The 17,530-nt window shown below is 64.1% G+C and carries 15 protein-coding genes; 8 read left to right on the top strand and 7 right to left on the bottom strand.

What is annotated here, in order from left to right; genetic code table 11:
- Positions 1 to 364 precede the first annotated feature (364 nt).
- The 3 genes from RFN28_RS33130 to RFN28_RS33120 all read left to right on the top strand — a co-directional run bounded on the left by RFN28_RS33130 (position 365) and on the right by RFN28_RS33120 (position 4,036).
- On the top strand, positions 365 to 1,423 hold the full coding sequence (locus tag RFN28_RS33130) for a dipeptidase (protein ID WP_320291360.1): 1,059 nt from the start codon (positions 365 to 367) through the stop codon (positions 1,421 to 1,423).
- A gap of 197 nt (positions 1,424 to 1,620) precedes the next feature.
- Positions 1,621 to 2,958, top strand: coding sequence for a flavin monoamine oxidase family protein (locus RFN28_RS33125; RefSeq protein ID WP_430679441.1), 1,338 nt, complete (start codon positions 1,621 to 1,623; stop codon positions 2,956 to 2,958).
- 403 nt (positions 2,959 to 3,361) lie between these two features.
- On the top strand, positions 3,362 to 4,036 hold the full coding sequence (locus tag RFN28_RS33120; RefSeq protein WP_320291359.1) for a peroxiredoxin-like family protein: 675 nt from the start codon (positions 3,362 to 3,364) through the stop codon (positions 4,034 to 4,036).
- Between the two features lie 136 nt (positions 4,037 to 4,172).
- Here the strand turns inward: RFN28_RS33120 and RFN28_RS33115 are convergent, their stop codons facing one another.
- Entirely contained in the window at positions 4,173 to 4,616 is a 444-nt protein-coding gene (locus tag RFN28_RS33115; RefSeq protein WP_320291358.1) for a hypothetical protein, read from the bottom strand.
- A 259-nt stretch (positions 4,617 to 4,875) separates the two neighbouring features.
- Between RFN28_RS33115 and RFN28_RS33110 the strand changes: the two genes are divergently transcribed.
- Positions 4,876 to 5,286 (top strand): hypothetical protein, encoded by a 411-nt coding sequence (locus RFN28_RS33110; RefSeq protein ID WP_320291357.1) that lies wholly within the window; start codon positions 4,876 to 4,878, stop codon positions 5,284 to 5,286.
- Between the two features lie 265 nt (positions 5,287 to 5,551).
- Here the strand turns inward: RFN28_RS33110 and RFN28_RS33105 are convergent, their stop codons facing one another.
- Positions 5,552 to 7,639, bottom strand: coding sequence for an ATP-binding protein (locus RFN28_RS33105; protein WP_320291356.1), 2,088 nt, complete (start codon positions 7,637 to 7,639; stop codon positions 5,552 to 5,554).
- Positions 7,640 to 7,679: 40 nt separating this feature from the next.
- Positions 7,680 to 8,408, bottom strand: a complete 729-nt coding sequence (locus tag RFN28_RS33100; protein WP_320291355.1) for a response regulator — start codon at positions 8,406 to 8,408, stop codon at positions 7,680 to 7,682.
- Between the two features lie 93 nt (positions 8,409 to 8,501).
- On the opposite strand from RFN28_RS33100, the gene RFN28_RS33095 reads away from it, so the two are divergent.
- Positions 8,502 to 9,182: a winged helix-turn-helix domain-containing protein gene (locus tag RFN28_RS33095; RefSeq protein ID WP_320291354.1), complete on the top strand. Its 681-nt coding sequence runs from the start codon at positions 8,502 to 8,504 to the stop codon at positions 9,180 to 9,182.
- Positions 9,183 to 9,264: 82 nt separating this feature from the next.
- On the opposite strand, the gene RFN28_RS33090 is transcribed toward RFN28_RS33095, so the two are convergent.
- Positions 9,265 to 9,429 carry a hypothetical protein gene (locus RFN28_RS33090; RefSeq protein WP_320291353.1) on the bottom strand — a complete coding sequence of 55 codons (165 nt, stop codon included), beginning with the start codon at positions 9,427 to 9,429 and terminating at the stop codon, positions 9,265 to 9,267.
- A 35-nt stretch (positions 9,430 to 9,464) separates the two neighbouring features.
- The gene (locus RFN28_RS33085; RefSeq protein ID WP_320291352.1) at positions 9,465 to 9,797 is read right to left on the bottom strand and encodes a hypothetical protein; all 333 of its coding nucleotides are present in this window, start codon (positions 9,795 to 9,797) and stop codon (positions 9,465 to 9,467) included.
- Between the two features lie 350 nt (positions 9,798 to 10,147).
- Here RFN28_RS33085 and RFN28_RS33080 point away from each other — a divergent pair, with 350 nt between their 5' ends.
- Positions 10,148 to 10,600, top strand: coding sequence for a L,D-transpeptidase (locus RFN28_RS33080; RefSeq protein ID WP_320291351.1), 453 nt, complete (start codon positions 10,148 to 10,150; stop codon positions 10,598 to 10,600).
- 104 nt (positions 10,601 to 10,704) lie between these two features.
- Here the strand turns inward: RFN28_RS33080 and RFN28_RS33075 are convergent, their stop codons facing one another.
- Positions 10,705 to 13,788 (bottom strand): efflux RND transporter permease subunit, encoded by a 3,084-nt coding sequence (locus RFN28_RS33075; protein ID WP_320291350.1) that lies wholly within the window; start codon positions 13,786 to 13,788, stop codon positions 10,705 to 10,707.
- A complete protein-coding gene (locus RFN28_RS33070; RefSeq protein ID WP_320291349.1) occupies positions 13,785 to 15,032 on the bottom strand; it encodes an efflux RND transporter periplasmic adaptor subunit in 1,248 nt (415 codons plus the stop codon). The genes RFN28_RS33075 and RFN28_RS33070 overlap by 4 nt, the downstream gene beginning before the upstream one ends.
- Positions 15,033 to 15,192: 160 nt before the next feature.
- Here RFN28_RS33070 and RFN28_RS33065 point away from each other — a divergent pair, with 160 nt between their 5' ends.
- Positions 15,193 to 15,726: a TetR/AcrR family transcriptional regulator gene (locus tag RFN28_RS33065; protein ID WP_320291348.1), complete on the top strand. Its 534-nt coding sequence runs from the start codon at positions 15,193 to 15,195 to the stop codon at positions 15,724 to 15,726.
- Between the two features lie 81 nt (positions 15,727 to 15,807).
- Positions 15,808 to 17,409, top strand: a complete 1,602-nt coding sequence (locus RFN28_RS33060; protein WP_320291347.1) for an inorganic phosphate transporter — start codon at positions 15,808 to 15,810, stop codon at positions 17,407 to 17,409.
- Positions 17,410 to 17,530: the final 121 nt, after the last annotated feature.

Raw genomic sequence — 17,530 nt, 5'->3', positions numbered from 1 at the left:
GCAACGGCCTCAAACGTTTCCACGCCATCGCCGAGGGCTTCGCTCTTGCAAATCCCGACTAACCCCACCCAAAGCAAATGTGTGCGCACGCTAGCCCACAAGGGGAGAAGGTGTCGCCGAAGGCGACGGATGAGGGGTGTTCCAGGGAAAACCGACATCTCACTTCGCTGGAGCACCCCTCAACCGTCTCGGCGCTGCGCGCCGATCCACCTTCTTCCACAAGGGTAGAAGGGGAAAGTGCCGCACAGCCACAACTACGAACACGCCACTGGCATTTGCGCAGTTCGGCCATCTTGCCTAATTAGACAGATCGCCTGGGGATTCTCCCGCCCCCGATCCGCCACCTCAAAAAGCGAATGGCCTGATGACCGAACCCGACCTGATCCCCGTCTTCGACGGCCACAACGACACGCTGCTCAGGCTCTACCAGTCGAAGGGAGCGGATGTCGAAAAGCTGTTCATCGAGGGCACACAGGGCGGTCACATCGATCTGCCGCGCGCCAGGAAGGGCGGCTTTGCCGGCGGGATGTTCGCGATCTTCCCGCCGCCGATCGAAAAGACCAAGCGCAGCGCGGTGCCGCCGGCGCCGAGCGACAACGAACCTTTGCCGCCGGAGCTGCCGCGCGCCGAGGCGATCACCTCGACCATCGGCATGGCCTCGATCCTGTTCCGGCTTGAGCGCGCGGGCGCGCTGAGTGTCTGCCGTAGCGCCGGCGATGTCCGCGATGCGATGGCGAAGGGCTCGATCGCGGCAGTCTTCCATATCGAAGGCGTCGAGGCGATCGATCCCGAGCTTGCCATGCTCGACGTGCTTCACGCCGCCGGCCTGCGCTCGCTGGGCATCGTCTGGAGCCGCCCGAACGCCTTCGGCAACGGCGTGCCGTTCCGCTTTCCCTCGTCGCCCGATACCGGGCCTGGCCTCACCGATGCCGGCAAGGCGCTGGTCAAGGCCTGCAACCAGCTCAGGATCATGATCGATCTCTCGCATCTCAACGAGAAAGGTTTTCGCGATGTGGCAGCGCTGAGCGACGCGCCGCTGGTCGCTACCCATTCCAACGTCCATGCGATCTGCGGCCATTCGCGCAACCTGACCGACTGGCAGCTCGGCGCGATCCGCGAGTCGGGCGGCATGGTGGGGCTGAACTTCGCCACCGGCTTCCTGCGCGAGGACGGCCGCATGAACGCCGATACCGGCCTCGACATCATGGTACGCCATATCGACTCGCTGCTGCAGGCGCTGGGCGAGGATGCTGTCGGCCTCGGCTCCGATTTCGACGGCGCCATGATCCCGGCGGTCATCGGCGATGTTGCCGGCTTGCCGAAGCTCATCGACGCGCTTGCAGCGCGCGGCTTCGGGCGCGCGTTGATTGAGAAGATCGCCTACCGCAATTGGCTGAGCGTGCTTGAAAGGACCATCGGCTAAGCTGGACCTACTGCGCGTAGCCGATACGCTTCAGCCATTCCTTGCTGACGCCGCGGTCGCGGATGATCGGCAAGGGATATCCATGGTCGAGCCGGGCGCAGACAATTCCGGTCTCCCGGCAAACATCCAAAGGCGACAAAGGTGCTTGACAGGGGTAAGGGCGCCCCACTCATCTGCACGGTTGGAGGCCGGTTGAATTGCCGGCAGATCAAGGCGGGCTATTGGGCAGCAAGACCGAAAGAACCGACGTTGCGATCGTCGGAGCAGGGTTCACCGGCCTGTCCGCCGCATTGGAACTCAAGCGCGCTGGGATCGATTTCGTGCTCCTGGAAGCACGCGATCGTCCCGGCGGACGCGTCGAGGCTACGCGAAACGGGCTTGGCGAACGGATCGACAGCGGCGCCCAGTTCCTGTGCGAGGACATGCCCGAGCTGATGGCGCTGGCGAGGGCGCGCGGCAAGACATTCGTGAAAACCAATGTCGATGGCGATTTCATCACCCATCCGCCGATGCCGATGGAACGCGCGATCCGCACCTATCACGCCGCGATGGAGATGCGCGAACGCATGAACAGCATAGAGCCGGACGACCCAAGGATCGCCGGCTTGAGCGTCGCCGCCTGGCTCCAACGCCAAAGGGATTCGGAAGATGCCAAGGCTGCCTTCCGCTCGATAATCGAGGGCCTGTGGTGCCTGGCGCTGGATAAGGTGCCGCTCTGGCATCTGATCGACAATGACCGCCGCATCACCAATGAGGTGCCGGAACTGCAGTACTCGCTGCGCGAGACCATGCAGTCGCTTGCCGACGATCTGGCGGATGACCTCGGTGGAAGCCTCAGGTTGAATGAACCAGCCATGAGAATCGAGCATGGACCGGGAGGTGTACGCGTCGGCACCGCCGGAGGCGGCACGATCGAAGCGCGCGAAGTCCTGGTCGCACTGCCGCCGGCGACAGCCGCCAAGCTCGCCTTCGCGCCTGCTTTGCCGCCAGCGCTGGCGAAGGCCCTGGGTGTCTGGGAAAGCGGCGCGGTGATCAAGATACTGGTGCGCTATGCCAGGCCGTTCTGGCGCGAGCGGGGCCTGAGCGGCATGGTGATGTGGCGCGACCTGCCTGGATTGTTTGCCTGCGACGCCAGCAGGGACGCCGAGCATGCAGCGCTCACCGTCTTCGTCGGCGGGCCGCGGGCATTGCACTGGCGCGAGCTCGGCGAGGCGGCACTGCGCGCGGAAGTGACGGCGAGGCTTGTCGATGCGCTCGGCCCGGACGCCGCCGACATGCTCGATTTCAACCAGCGCGACTGGACGCACGACCGCTGGAGCGGCGGCGCCTATGGCGATCTCATTGTCGATGTGACGGCGAGGCATGCGGAGCGCACCATTCTTGCCGGCGCGCCGCCCGTCCATTTCGCAGCCTCGGAATTGTCTCCGTCCTTTCCGGGCTATGTCGAAGGCGCGATCGTTGCGGGCCGCAGCACTGCCCGCAAGCTCGCGACCGCGCTTCCATGGGCCATTGCCAGCAGGTCGTCGCGGTCGTAGCCGAGGCAGGCCTCGCCGCCGTTTCGGGCGAGGGCCCCTGGCAATCGGTTCTGAAAGCTACCCGCCCCCGCCATCGACTAACCCCGGCGGGAGGGTGCCCGCGGTCGCTACCGAGATTTGTCGGATACGTTTCGGAGTTCGTAGTGGTCTCCCTTATCTTCGGCAATGTATTCGGCATCGGCACAGAGCACGCCGACGGGCAGCTTGTTCGCAGCAAGGGGATTGTGAACAAGCGCGACTGGATAGCGGTCTCCGTGCTATAAATGGATTATCGACGCTCGACCTCGACGCCGTCCTAAGGCCGACCGCCATTTCAGCATGCCCAAGGACGTATGTGCCGGACATGGGCTCAAGCCACCCGCCCGCACATCCGTTGTGGATTGCCCGCGAGGAGGGGATGAGCATGTCAGAACGTCTCGACATAGGCCCGCTGCAACCTGGCGAAACGGCGCCCAATTTCGTGCTCGACGCGATTACCCGCGAGGGCAAGATCGCCATCGACGATTTCCGAGGCGAGAAACCAGTGCTGGTCGGACTGTATAGAGGCTTGCATTGCCCCTTTTGCAGGCGCCATATCGCCATGCTTTCGCAACTCACCCCAGCCCTCAATGCGAAGGGCATCGAAAGCCTGACGGTGGTAAACACACCTGTCGAGCGGGCGCGCCTTTATCTCCGGTACCATCCGATGTTAGGCCTACTCGCGGCATCCGATCCGGAGCGGACTTCACACCGCGCCTTTGGACTGCCGAATATGCAGATCACCGAGGACGAGAGCGCATGGCCGCAAAATGTTTCGATGAGCGATGTGAAGTCGATGCGGGTCGACTTACCGGGCGAAATGTCGGAACCGATGGATCCGTTTGCCGCGCTCGAATATCTGAACAAGAAAGACGGCTACGATATCACTGAAGCGGATCAACAGATGATGGCAACCGGCATAGGGCAGCTCGTCGGCCAGTTCCTGCTGGACCGCGATGGCGTCGTTCGCTGGACTTCCAACGAGGTACTCGATGGCGGCCTATTCGGCGCCCCGAACACTCAGGAACTGATGTCGGCAGCGTCGCAAATCGGAAGGTAAGGCGCAGCTTCGGTAGTGGGGCTAGGCGCAGGATTACGCGAAGTTTGCGGCCGTCGCCTGATAGGGGCCCCACAATCGGCACCGCTCCCGCCTGCCGATGAACCGGGGGTTGGGGGGCGGTCGTCCAGCCGCCCTGTTACCAGCGCGAGCCGAGCGATACGAAATCGGGCGGACCATTGCCGCTGAGTGCGCGATTACTACATGCATCACTGGTCCGCAGAGGAGCGTCGCCGCTCTTGGTGAAGCCACTCTGAAGCCACGCCAACGATCGCCCGGCGACGCGCGCCGGCTGGCCAGGGTTGATAGCCGCCGGGGTAACGTCCGGCCTGTGGACTGTCGGGTTCACTGGCACACCTGAAAGGCCAGCCGACTTGACCCGCCTTGCCTTCTTGGCCCGCCGGACGGCCTCAACGATCCTGATTTCTGACATCGGCTCCGCTTTCACAGGCGCGGCGTAAGGCTCAATGTCGCCGGGTTGCCGAACAGCCTTGGGCTTGAACCGCCGCTCCCACTCCTCCAGCGACATACGCGTGTCGTCGGTCGGCGAACGCGCCGGCTTACGCACAACCGCATCGACCACGGTCTTATCGACGCGCGGCCAAAATCGCCGACCAGAGCGTTGTGTGAGATCGCTTACAGTCCGCCGCTTCCGACAGGAGCATGTCTGCGCAAGCTGGAAGCGGTGAATGCCCGCCGGCGGCAAGCAGGGACGGAAGGGTGGCGACCGGAGCCCTGTTTCAATCCGGTTACACAGCAAATCGCCCCCTATCATTCCGCTGTTACCTAGCGCGATTAAGTTCGTTTCATAGGAAAAAGAAAGATAACGAAGGGAACAATCGATGTTTACGAAAGTCCAGGCCGCCAATGCCAGCCGTCTCACCCATGGCCCGGAGCGCAACGACCGCCGGCCGAAGCTGGCGCTGCGCCAGCGCGCCAGCGACCATCCGATGGCGATGTTCATGCTAATCGGCGCCTGCGCCTTCATCAGCATGGTGGCCGCGCCCGCAGCCGGCCCGGCTTTCGCCTCGCTCAATCCGCCGGCCAATGTCGTGGACGGTGCGCCGACCACGCTCAAGACCGCCCGCTTGCCGGAATCGGCGATCGACTTCGCCTGCAAGGGTCAGAACTGGGGCGCCGAAAGCCCCGATTGCCTGCGCGCCATTGCCGAGCAGTCCGGCCAGCATAGGGCCCGCGCGGTGCGCATGATCGCCAATGCCGCGCCGCTCACCAACACGCCGAACATCTTCTAAGACCTCCCCGAGCGCTCCCTCCTGCGCTCAAGTCAGGCTCCCGCCGCAAAGTCGGTCGGGAGCCTCTTTTTTCGGATGTGCCGATATTCAGGTGAACCCGGCCTATGAATGGAGGTTTCCTGCGCTTCCGACCTTCGCCCGCCAAAGCATCCATGACATGGGAGTGGCGTGGCAGTTAAGGCTACGGCCGGTGTAGGCCGGTGCTCACGTACTTTAAGTGCGATCCGCTTCGGTTCTCGGCTCGGCTTGCTCTGAATCTCGGACTTCAGATTTCGACCGCGGTCTCGTCGGCAACGGTCGAAAGGATACCCCGCACGTCCAGCGTCGAGAACGGTTTCTCCAGGATATGCGGACGCTGGTGCGGCGGCTGCGAGTCGATTTCCGCCTTGGCGCCGATCATGTCGCCGGTGACGAGCACGAAGCGCTTGGCCAACTCAGGGTGCTCGGCGAGCAGTTCGCGGTAGATCGATATGCCGCTGGTGCCCGGCATGCGCAGGTCGGAAAAGACGATGTCGGGCGGTATGTGCCCGCTCAGCACCTCGCCGGCCGATCTCCAGCTTGGCACGACGCGCGATTTGACCCCCATCAACTCCAATATGTCGGAGAGCGAAGCGGCGACGTCGGGCTCGTCGTCGATGACCAGCGCGTGACGCAGCCCGCTCGATCGCGCCGGACCTTCTCCCGCCTTCGCGGCGTCGCCGGCGATCGCCGGCAGTTGGACGACGAAGCGCGCGCCGTGCGGCTCAACCTCCTCGAACCAGATGTTGCCGTTGTGGCGCTCGACGATGGATTTCGAGATCGACAGGCCGATGCCGGTGCCGACGCCGACCGGCTTGGTGGTGAAATAGGATTCGAAGATGCGCGAACGGATCGCCTCGGGAATGCCAGGACCGTTGTCCTCGACGGAGAAGCCGGGATTGCCGCGCTCGCTACGGAAGGTCCGCACCTTGATGCGCCGTTCGCCGGTGACGCCGGCCAGCGCATGCTGGCTGTTGATGAGAAAATTGGCCGCGACCTGGGTGACATGGTCGGCGTCGGCCATGGCAAGCAGCGGGCCATTGGCGAAATCGGCGTCGATGATGATGCCGCTGGAGCGCGCGCCGTAGGCGGTGACCTCGAGCGCAGCGCGCATCACCTGGTTGAGATCGGTTTCGGCCTGCTCGGTCGGGTGCAGGCGCACCATCGACAGGAAGCTCTTGACGATGCGGCCGCAGCGTTCGGCTGCGGCGCGCACCTTCTCGGCGCGCACCTTGGTCTGCGGATCGCTCGCGAATTCATGCAGCAGCGTCGATTGCGCCACCACCACCGCGAGCGGATTGTTGAGCTCGTGCGAGACGCCGGCAAGCAGCGAGCCCATCGCCGCCATCTTCTCGTTCTGATGCAGCTTCTCGCGCTGGCGGTTTATCTCTTCCTCCGCGCGCAGCTTTTCGCGCAGGTCACGGATCGAACCGAAGATCAGCCGGCGATCGGCAACGCGCATCTCGGTCGCGGTCAATTCGATAGGGAAAATCTCGCCGGCCGCATTCTGGGTCACGGTCTCCAGCCGCTGGCCGACCATCGGCGCGCCGCGGCCGGCCATGTATTCGGCGCCCGACGCATAGCCCTTGCGGTAGTAGTGCGGCACGATCGTGTCGAGCAGGTCCTTGCCTAGAATGTCGCTGCGCTGGAAGCCGAACATCTTCTCGGCGGCCGGATTGAACTCGATGATGGAGCCCGACTCGTCGATGACCACGATCGCGTCGAGCGAGGCCTGCAGCATGGTGCGGCGGATGACCTCGCTGGCATGCGCCTCGGAAGGCGAATGCTCGATGGCGTCGCCGATGGCGAGCGCGATGATGTGGAGCGTTGCCTCTTCCTCGTCCGTCCATTCGCGTTCGGCTACGCAGTCGTTGACGGCCAGCGTGCCCCAGAGATGACCGTGAGCGAAGACCGACACGGAAATGAAGGACTTGATGCTCTGCTTCTCGAAATCGGCGCGCAGGAAACCTTCAAGGTTGCGGGTGTGGCCGGCGAAGACCTTGCCCTGCCGCTCGTCTTCCTGCAGCCGCCCCAGCAGCGGATCGGAGTTGATGATCGACTGCATGATCACCGTGGGCGATGCCAGCTCGCCGCCGAAGGCGGGGTCGACCCAGTAAGCCGCCACGGACTGAGCGAAGCCCTCGCCCGGCAATTCGCGCAGACGGAAGAGAATGCCGCGCTGGCAATCCATCGAACGGCACAGCGTCTCCAATATGCCGTCCATCTCGCGCTGCCAGTCGCCCGCCTCACGCAGGCGGCGAACGACCTGGACAGCCGCCATCGCGGCGCCCGGACGGGAAGCCTGCATATCGCTGCGTGCTGCCTCAGCAGTCATGGTCGGCCGTCTTCCGGAGCCCGCCTGGGCTGGTTCAGATTCAATTGCTGTCGCCGGTCGGCAGCGAAAAGATATAGCCTTCGCCGCGCACCGTGCGCAGGAATTTCGGATTGGCGGGGTCTGCCTCGATCTTCTTTCTCAAGCGCATGATGCGGATATCGACCGCACGGGATGATTCGGGGTCTTCCACGAAGCCGATCGCTTCCGAGATCGCAGCCCGCGTCAAAAGCCGGTTGGCGCGGGTGAGGAAAACCTCCAGCACGTCGAATTCGCTCTTGGCCATCTCGATGACCGCGCCGTTGGCGCCGGTGACGAGCCTGCCGTCGAAATCGGCCTGGAAGCCGCCGAAGCTCATGAAACGGCGATTGCCGGCCTCGGTCTTCGCGGCCTGCGGCGCTGCCGGCTGCGGCACGCGGCGCAGCACGCTGCGGACCCTCGCCAGTACTTCGCGCAACTCATAGGGCTTGACGATGTAGTCGTCGGCACCAAGCTCCAGCCCAACGATACGGTCGAGCGCGGTGCCGGCGGCGGTCGCATAGATGATGCCGATCTGGGTCTTGGAGCGCAGCCAGCGGCCGAGCGAAAGGCCGTCCTCGCCGGGCATGGCGATGTCGAGGATGGCGAGATGGAAGGACTGCGCCTCGATCAGGCCGCGTGCTGCTGCGGCGTTCTCGGCCGTCGCTACATCATAGCCGTTGGCGCCGAGATACTCGGCGACCGCCTCCCTCAGATCCGGCTCGTCCTCGACGACGATGATGCGCGCCTTCACAATGGTCTCGCTCCCGCTTTCAGGGGAAAGTAGATTGGGTATAAACATGATGTCCAGCGCTCATCTCGAGTTGCCTGTGGCGGGGTGAAGAAAATGGCAGCACGATCCGTCGTCGCGCTTGTGTCCGTTGCCGAGGTGGTGGCCGGCGACCTGGCCGACCATCTCGAGCGGCGCGGGCATGACGTGCGCCAGGCGCGGCAACCATGGGAGGCCGAGTCGCTGCTTTCGGCAGGGGGCATCGATGTCGTGGTTGTCGGCGACGACGTGACCCAGGCTGAGGGGCGCGAGCTGCTCAAGCGCTACGGCGGCGAGGGCGGCGCCGACTTCATCCTGATCTGCCGGCCGCGCGATCTCGTCGACAAGGTGCTGGCATTGGAGCTCGGCGCTGCCGACGTTGTGGAAAGTCCGCTCAACGTTCGTGAACTCGCCGCGCGCATCGGCGGCCTGCTGACGCGGCGCGGCCGCAATACCCAGGAACTGATCGTGCTGGAGAACGCCACGGTCGACCTGAGATCGGCCATGGTCATGCACCGGTCCGGCGCCGAGGATCAGCTTTCGCCGGGCCAGGTGGCACTGCTCAGGCTGTTCCTGGCCAGCCCGCGCAAGGTGCTGACGCGCGACGACATCATCGCCGCCGCGCCCGCCGAGAATGCCGACGCTTTCGACCGCTCGATCGATTCGCGCATCGTGAGGTTGCGCCGCAAGCTCGATACGGAGACCATCACCACGATCCGGGGCGCCGGCTACCGTTTCGATCCGCCGCGCAGCGATTGAGGCGAGGACGGCCAGGTCATTTGCTTGATCTTGCATCGGATCACCCAAATCCGCCTTGCGCCTTTGGGTCCGATGCCGGTACCTAGCGGACCACGAGGATCGAAGGGCCCGACGGCATCTCGGCACCGACGGCGACCTCGGCATGGGCGCGCTCCTTGAGCAGCACCGTTGCCAGCGCGGCGAAGCCAAGCAGCCCTTGGGCATAGAGCAGTGCGGAAAGCACCGAGGCGGCAAATTTCGTCTTCATGTCTGTGATCCCCAAATTCGATAGTCGTCGGTGCTTCAGGAAACTCCCGAAGCGCCCGCGCCGCTGACGGAGCCCCCCGCTGCGGCGCGGGCCTTCGGTCCTCTCGGCAGCAAGTAGCCGGAGGGGCCACGCATCCCCATCAACCGAAGGCCGACCCGCCAGAAGGCCCTCAGCCGGTGGACGCGCAGGCTGGAAACAATCCAGACCGTGGCGATGAACAGTGCAGTGTGCAGAGTCGAAACCTCGCCGGAATTCATGGCGCCAAGCGCAGCCACAGGGTTGCCGGCGACGGAGCCGGCGCCACCGAGGATGACTGCCGCGACGCCGATCCTGGGAAGCCAGGAGCGCAGTTTCGATTTCCTGCCCATTTTCGTTTGCTGATGTCTGTTCCCGTTGCAGCAACCTTGCCGCCGGCCTGTATCCGCATCATGCCGCGTAAGCCGCGTTTCTGTTGCAGATCGGTTTCGAGATGGGCCGATACGCTTTCACATACCGGGAAAAACGGCTTTCGTTTGCGCGGTACGAGAGCTGTTTAACCCGCCTGACATTGCCGGGCCATTCGCACGAAGAGCGGCCGCCTTTGCCCAGCGCGTTAACCGCGAGAAACAAATTCGAAACAGAAACGAGCATTAAGCGAAATAAGGTTGAAACAGGCATTCCCGATAAGACGGCCCATCGAAATTGAAGCCGGCCGGACCGGACAAAGAGAGGGATCGTCATGCATACCGCCATTTCAGCCAAGCTCATCCACGTCACCGCCGCCGCGCTTACCGGCGCGGCACTTCTCCTCGGCGCCGGCAGTGCCCACGCCAACCAGATCGTGGCCAAGGTTTCACTGTCGCAGCAGACCATGGAGGTCACCGTCGACGGCCGGCCGACCTTCGCCTGGAAGGTCTCGACCGGCGACAGGGCGCATGTCACGCCGACCGGATCGTTCAAGCCGACCCGCCTGCACGAGATGTGGTATTCGAAGAAGTACGACAACGCGCCGATGCCGCATTCGGTGTTCTTCAGCGGCGGCTACGCGGTGCACGCGACCTACGCCATCAACCGTCTCGGCCGCCCGGCCTCGCATGGCTGCGTGCGCCTGCATCCCGATGCCGCAGCCGATTTCTACCAGCTCGTCGAGGCTTTCGGCCCGGCCAACACCAGCATCGTCATTGTTAAGTAGCAGGCAGGTCGCCGCCTTCGGCCGAATTCGCCGAAGCCGTGAGGCAACCGCCAAAAAAGAGGCCGGAAACTTTCCGGCCTCTTTTCATTATCAGCTCGCGTTTGTTAGGTCGGCAGCGCCGGCATCAGCTTCGGATCGGGCTTCTCGGCGAGATGCGGCAAATCCTTGCTGGCGATGAAGGTGTAGAACATCGGCACGACGAACAGCGTGAACATGGTGCCGACCAGGATGCCGGTGAAGATGACGAGGCCCATCGAGTAACGGGCCGCGGCGCCGGCGCCGCTAGAGATGATCAGCGGCACGACGCCGAGCGCCATCGCCGCCGTCGTCATCAGGATCGGGCGCAGGCGCACCTTGGCCGAGGCGATGATGGCGTCTCGCCGCCGCATGCCGTGGATCTCGCGCTGCTGGTTAGCGAACTCCACCAGAAGGATGCCGTGCTTGGTGATCAGGCCGATCAGCGTGATCAGGCCGACCTGGGTATAGATGTTGAGGGTGCCCAGCCCGATGTTGAGGGGCACGATGGCGCCGAAGATCGACAGCGGCACGGCCATCATGATGATCAGCGGGTCGCGGAAGCTCTCGAACTGGGCCGCCAGCACCAGGTAGATGACGATCACCGCCGCGGCGAAAGCGATCAGGATCGTGTTGCCCTGCTCCTTTTCCTGCCGCGACTGGCCGGAATAATCGATGAAGAAGGTATCGGGCAGCGACTCCCTGGCAAGGTCCTCCAGCACCTTCAGCCCGTCGCCTGTGGTCACGCCAGGCAGCGGCAGGGCAGTGATCGTGGCGGAATTCAACTGGTTGAACTGCTCGATCGCGGCCGGCGAGGCGTTGGTCGAGATCCTCACCACGGCCGACAGCGGCACCATCTTCCCGTCCACGCTGCGCACGAAATATTCGCCGAGCTTATCCGGATTGTCGCGGAACTCCTGCGGCACCTGCGGGATGATGTCGTAGCTGTTGGAGTCGCGGTCGAACTGCGCCACATCGGCGCCGCCGACCAGCAGCGTCAGCGTGCGGCCGATATCGGCGATCGGCAGGTTGAGCGCCGCCGCGCGCTCGCGGTCGATGGTCACCGTCACTTGCGGCGCGTCGTAGGACATCGAGTTCTGCACGACGATGAAGCGGCCCGAAGCCTGCGCCTTGTTCTTGATCTTCTCGGCCTCGTCGAAGACCTCGGAGGGATGGCCGGTCGAGCGCACGACCATGGAGATGGGCAGACCGCCGCCGGAGCCGGGCAGCGTCGGCGGCGCGAAGATGAAGGCCTGGACGCCGGCGACCTTGGCGAGCCGGCCGGTGATGTCGGCCTGCAGCTGCTTCGAACTGCGCTGGCGGTCGGCCCAGTCCTTGAAGGCGAAGCCGACGAAGGCGCTGTTGGTCGCGCCGCCGAAAGCGACGGCCGAAAACTGCGCCCTGGTTTCGGGGATATCCTTGACCAGGCCGAGGATCTGGTTGACGTAGGTCTCGGTATAGTCGGACGTCGCATAACGCGGCGCGGTCACGATCGAGAGCAGGAAGCCCTGGTCCTCTTCCGGCGCCAGCTCGGTGGAGGTCTTGGTGAACATGAAGCCGGTGAGCGCGATCAGCGCCACGACGATGATCAGCGTCACGGGCCGGTTCCTCAGCGAGGCGGTGACGGCACGCTCGTAGACGCGCTCGACTCGGCTGAAGGTGCCGTCGACGATGCGCTGGAAGCGGCCGTGCGCGCCGGCTTTGAGCAAGCGCGCCGACATCATCGGCGTGATGGTCACCGCGATCAGGCCGGACAGCACCACGGAGCCGGCAAGCGTGACCGCGAATTCGCGGAACAACGCGCCGGTGAGGCCGCCGGTGAAGGCGAGCGGCGCGAAGACGGCGGCGAGCGTGATGGTCATGGCGACGATCGCCGAGAAGATCTCGCGCATGCCGTTGAATGCCGCCTGCATCGGCGACATGCCCTCTTCCTCCATATGGCGGTGGATGTTCTCCACCACCACGATGGCGTCGTCGACGACGAGGCCGATCGCCAGCACCATGGCCAGCAGCGACAAAAGATTGATCGAATAGCCGACAGCAAACAGGATGAAGCAGACGCCGATCAGCGACAGCGGGATAGTCACGATCGGCATCATCACCGAGCGGAAGGACCCGAGGAAGAGCAGGATGACGAGAACGACGATGGCGACTGCCTCGCCGATGGTCTTGAACACCTCCTCGATCGAGGCGCTGATCTGCTCGGTGGAATCGTAGACGACCTCGATCGTCATGCCCTTGGGCAGCGTGTCCTGGATCACCGGCACCAGCTTGTGGACCGCCGCCGCCGTCGTCAGCGGGTTTGCCGCCGGCGTCGGGAAAATGGCGAGGAAGGTGCCCGGCTTGCCGTTGAAGCTGACCCTGGTGTCGGTGCTCTTGGCGCCGAGCTCGACGCGCGCCACGTCGCGCAGCCGCACTACCTGGCCGTCCGTCGAGCGGATCGGGAGCTGGGAGAACGCCTCCGAGGTCTGCAAGGTCGAGTGCACAGTGATCGAGGAGACCACATACTCGTTCTGGGTGTTGCCGGGCGCCGACAGGAAGTTGGAGTTGTTGATCGCGGTCAGCACGTCGGCGGCCGTGGCGCCGCGGGCGGCAAGCCTGACCGGGTCGATCCAGACGCGCATCGAATATTCCTCGGCGCCGAAGATCCGGACGTCGGCAACACCTTCCACCGTGGAGATGCGCGGCCGCACGACGCGCTCGATGTACTCGGTGAGCTGCTCCTTCGTCATGTTCGGATTCTGCATCGAGATATACATCATCGCGAACTGCTGGCCGGTGCCCTTGACGATCACCGGATCCTTGGTGGCCTCCGGCAAGGTGCCGCGCACGCCCTGGACCTTCGACAGCACTTCGGCAAGTGCCACGTCCGGGTTGGAGCCGAGCTTCATCTGCACCGTCACGGTGCTCGAGGAGGGACGGCTGGACGAGGTGACGTAGTCGATGTTCTCGGTCGAGGCGACGGCGCGCGCGATCGGGGCCGAGATGAAGCCCTGGATCAGGTCGGCGCTGGCGCCGGGATAGGCCGTGGTGATGGTGATCGCCGTCTCGTCAACCTTCGGATACTGGCGGATCGACAGGTTGAAGATGGCCTGGAATCCCAAAAGCAGGATCATGCAGGCCAGCACCGTCGACAGGACGGGCCGGCGAATGAAGATATCGGAGAAGCTCATTGCTGAACCTCTTTGTTTGCCGATTTGCTGGGATCGATGGTGTTGTCGACGGCAACCGACATGCCGTTGAACAGCCGGTTCTGGCCGGCGGTGACCACCTCGTCGCCGGCTTTCAGGCCCTCGACGATCTCGACCATGCCGTTGTTGCGGCGTCCGGGCTTGACGAACACCTGTGAGAGAACGAGCGCTGGCTGCTGCGCGCCCTCGGCCGGTTTGGCGGTGCCTGCAGCCTTGTTGTCGGCTGGTTTTGCGGCGGCTTCGGCGGGCTTCTCGGCGCCGGCAGCTTGGTCCTGAGGTTTGGCGGGCGCGGCAGCGCCGGCAGCCGGCTTTGCGGGAACGACCACGAAGACATAATCGCCGTAGAGGCTGGACGTGAGCGCCGTTTGCGGCAACGACAACACGTTCTCCTCCTTCGGCAGCTCGACGCGGATCTGCACGAACTGGCCGGGAGTCAGCTTGCCTTCGGGATTGGCGACCTCGCCGCGGATCGACACCAGCCGGCTTGCCGGGTCGATCTTGGGATCGATGCCGCGAATGGAGCCGGCAAACGGCATGTCCGAAAGGCTGCCGCCAAGCCGGACCGTCTGGCCGATCTTCAGCAAGGGCAGCTGCTGCTCGGGAACCGTGAAGTCGACCCGCATCGTGTCCAGATCCTGGAGCGTGACCACAGCGTTGCCGGGCGCAAGATACTGACCGATGTCGATCCTCGGAATGCCGACCGTCCCGTTGAAGGGCGCGGACAGTTGCTTCTGGTTGAGCACCGCCTGCAGCTTGTTCACCTGCGCGGCGGACGCGGTCGCCGCCGCGCGCGCGGCGTCGAGCGTCGCGTCGGTGCCGACTCCGCGCCGTTGCAGTTCGAGCGCGCGGGTCAGCGCCGCCTGATCGGACGCGGCCTGCGCCTTCTGCGCCACGAGGTCGGCCTTCTCGACGGCATCGTCGAGCTGCAGGAGCACGGAGTCGGCCGCGACCTTCTGGTTGGCGTGGAAGAGGATGTCCTTGACGATGCCGGTGGTCTCGACCGTCAGGTCGACGCCGCGCACGGCATTGACGGTGCCGATCGCCTCAACGCCGGGCGTCCACTCCGAAGGCTTCAGGATGACCGTCGAGACGGTCGCCGCCGGCGGCTTCATGGTGGCGAAAAACTGCTTGATGCCGTTGTCGCGCAGGATGTTGAAGCCGACGATGCCGACGCACACCAAAATGAGCAGCAGCAGGAACCCTGCGATGATGAAGAAGCGCTTCACGGACAAGTCCCCTCGAGCCGGCAAATCGGCATAACGGTGCAGGGACACATATCGACCATATGGGTTATCGACGATGTGTCCCGATTTCAATTTCGGGCGCCTTACTGTACCGTCTGGACGGTCTTGTCAATTCCGCTCAAGCTAATGTAAGGGAGGCGTGATGAAAGCTCGCAGGGCAAATTCACGCGACAGGATACTCGCAGCGGCCGCCGACGTGGCGCGCGAGGCAGGCCCGGGAAGCCTGTCGCTCGATGCCGTCGCCAACCGGGCCGGCGTGTCCAAGGGCGGCCTGCTCTACAATTTCCCGACCAAGGCCAAGCTGATGCAGGGACTGGTCGAGAACTACCTCCACGAATTCGAGCAGGCGCTGGAAGCGCGCGTCGCCGAAGCCGGCAACGAGAATGCGCTCTCGGCCTATGTCAGGCTTTCCGCCGATGAATGCGAGGAGCCGCAGCCCTCGGCCTCGTGGATCTTCTCGGCGATCGCCGAGGATCCGGATTTCCTGACGCCGATAAAAGCCTTCAAACAGCAACTCTTCGAAAGGCTGAAAGGGGAGACGGGCGATCTCGGTTCGCTGCTGGTCTGTTTCCTCGCCATCGAAGGACTGCGCAGCATGAATCTCTTCGATTCTGATGTGCTCTCGCCGGAGGAGCGCAAGCTTCTGGTTTCCTCGCTCCTCGAGATAGCCGGATAGGTTGTAGGCGTCACACCAGCTTCATCCTGCGGACATAGCGTTCCACCCGGTTCTTTGCTGCAATGCAAATGGAGTGGGACAATGGTGGACGTGGTTTCCAGTGAGGCGGGGATTCCGAGACCGGATCATCCGCTTGAACAATCGAGCGGCGCGAAGTGGTTCCTGCCGGCCTTCGGCGTGCTGGTGCTGGCCGGCCTCATCTATGTCGGCTATGCGCTGAGCCAGGATCTGGCGATCGCCAAGACGGTGCCGTGGATCCTGCTCGGCATCGCCTTGCTGATCGCGCTCGGCTTCGAATTCGTCAACGGGTTCCACGATACCGCCAACGCGGTCGCCACCGTCATCTACACCCGCTCCCTGCCGGCCGAATTCGCCGTCATGTGGTCGGGTGTCTTCAACTTCCTCGGCGTCTTGACCTCGAGCGGCGCGGTGGCGTTCGGCATCCTGTCGCTGCTGCCTGTCGAGCTCATCCTGCAGGTCGGCTCGTCCTCGGGCTTTGCCATGGTGTTCGCCCTGCTGGTCGCGGCGATCCTGTGGAACCTCGGCACCTGGTTCCTCGGCCTGCCGGCGTCCAGCTCGCACACGATGGTCGGCTCGATAATCGGCGTCGGCCTCGCCAACCAGTTCATGGCGCCGGCCGGAAGCGCCACCAGCGGGGTCGAGTGGGGTCAGGCGACCAATGTCGGCATGTCGCTGCTCGTCTCGCCGCTTGTCGGCTTCTTCGCCGCCGCCGTCCTGCTTTATGTGATGAAGCTTCTCGTGCGCAATCCGGCACTCTATGCGGCGCCGAAGGGCAACACCCCGCCGCCGTGGTGGATCCGCGCGCTGTTGATCTTCACCTGCACCGGCGTCAGCTTCGCGCATGGCTCGAATGACGGCCAGAAAGGCATGGGCCTGATCATGCTGATCCTGATCGGCGTGGTGCCGACCGCCTATGCGCTCAACCGCACGCCCGACGTCAACTATCTCGACGCCTACAAGTCGGCTTCGGTCGCCGTCGAGCAGGCGCTGGGCAAATATGTCAAGCCGGGCGTCACCGCCGCGGACCCTAAGGCCGCTGTTCAGGAGGCCGTGCGCTCCAAGACCTGGACCGATCAGACGACCGTGGCGCTGCAGACTTACATCCACAACACGACCGCAGGGCTGCAACCCTACGCGACGGTCGACAAGGTGCCGACCGACCTGGTCAGCAACGCCCGCAACGACATCTATCTGATAGGCGAAGGGCTGAAGCTGATCGACAAGAAGAAGCTGCTGCCGATGCAGGATGCCGACCTGAAGGCGGTGACGGACTATCACAAGGCGGTCGACAACGCGACGAAGTTCATCCCGCTCTGGGTCAAGATCGCCGTGGCTCTGGCGCTCGGCCTCGGCACCATGGTCGGCTGGAAGCGCATCGTCGTCACCGTCGGCGAGAAGATCGGCAAGAGCCACCTGACCTACGGCCAGGGGGCCGCCGCCGAGCTGGTGGCGATGATCACGATCGGCATGGCCGACCGTCTCGGCCTGCCGGTGTCGACCACCCACGTGCTCTCGTCCGGCGTTGCCGGCACGATGGCGGCGAACGGCTCGGGCCTGCAGTGGGCGACGGTGCGCAACCTTCTGCTCGCCTGGGTGCTGACGCTGCCCTGCTCGATCGCGCTGGCCTTCGCGCTGTTCGTGCTGTTCCGCCAGGTGTTCTGAGCGGAGCAAAAGATCCCATGATGAGTGGTGGACAGCGGCCTGAGGGAGATCAGAGTCGGTTTGCTACCAACCACTCTGAAGGGATTTGCCATGACAGCAGAACCAAACTCGCCCCGAGCCG

The organism is Mesorhizobium album, assembly GCF_033977205.1.
Lineage (GTDB): Bacteria > Pseudomonadota > Alphaproteobacteria > Rhizobiales > Rhizobiaceae > Mesorhizobium > Mesorhizobium album.
Note: the sequence above shows the minus strand (reverse complement) of the source record. Positions and strands in the feature narration are given on the sequence as shown.

Coding starts and splice junctions, on each gene's coding strand:
- RFN28_RS33130 (WP_320291360.1), top strand. CDS start 365: ATGACCGAACCCGACCTGATCCCCGTCTTCGACGGCCACAACGACACG.
- RFN28_RS33120 (WP_320291359.1), top strand. CDS start 3,362: ATGTCAGAACGTCTCGACATAGGCCCGCTGCAACCTGGCGAAACGGCG.
- RFN28_RS33110 (WP_320291357.1), top strand. CDS start 4,876: ATGTTTACGAAAGTCCAGGCCGCCAATGCCAGCCGTCTCACCCATGGC.
- RFN28_RS33105 (WP_320291356.1), bottom strand. CDS start 7,639: ATGACTGCTGAGGCAGCACGCAGCGATATGCAGGCTTCCCGTCCGGGC.
- RFN28_RS33095 (WP_320291354.1), top strand. CDS start 8,502: ATGGCAGCACGATCCGTCGTCGCGCTTGTGTCCGTTGCCGAGGTGGTG.
- RFN28_RS33090 (WP_320291353.1), bottom strand. CDS start 9,429: ATGAAGACGAAATTTGCCGCCTCGGTGCTTTCCGCACTGCTCTATGCC.
- RFN28_RS33085 (WP_320291352.1), bottom strand. CDS start 9,797: ATGGGCAGGAAATCGAAACTGCGCTCCTGGCTTCCCAGGATCGGCGTC.
- RFN28_RS33080 (WP_320291351.1), top strand. CDS start 10,148: ATGCATACCGCCATTTCAGCCAAGCTCATCCACGTCACCGCCGCCGCG.
- RFN28_RS33075 (WP_320291350.1), bottom strand. CDS start 13,788: ATGAGCTTCTCCGATATCTTCATTCGCCGGCCCGTCCTGTCGACGGTG.
- RFN28_RS33065 (WP_320291348.1), top strand. CDS start 15,193: ATGAAAGCTCGCAGGGCAAATTCACGCGACAGGATACTCGCAGCGGCC.
- RFN28_RS33060 (WP_320291347.1), top strand. CDS start 15,808: ATGGTGGACGTGGTTTCCAGTGAGGCGGGGATTCCGAGACCGGATCAT.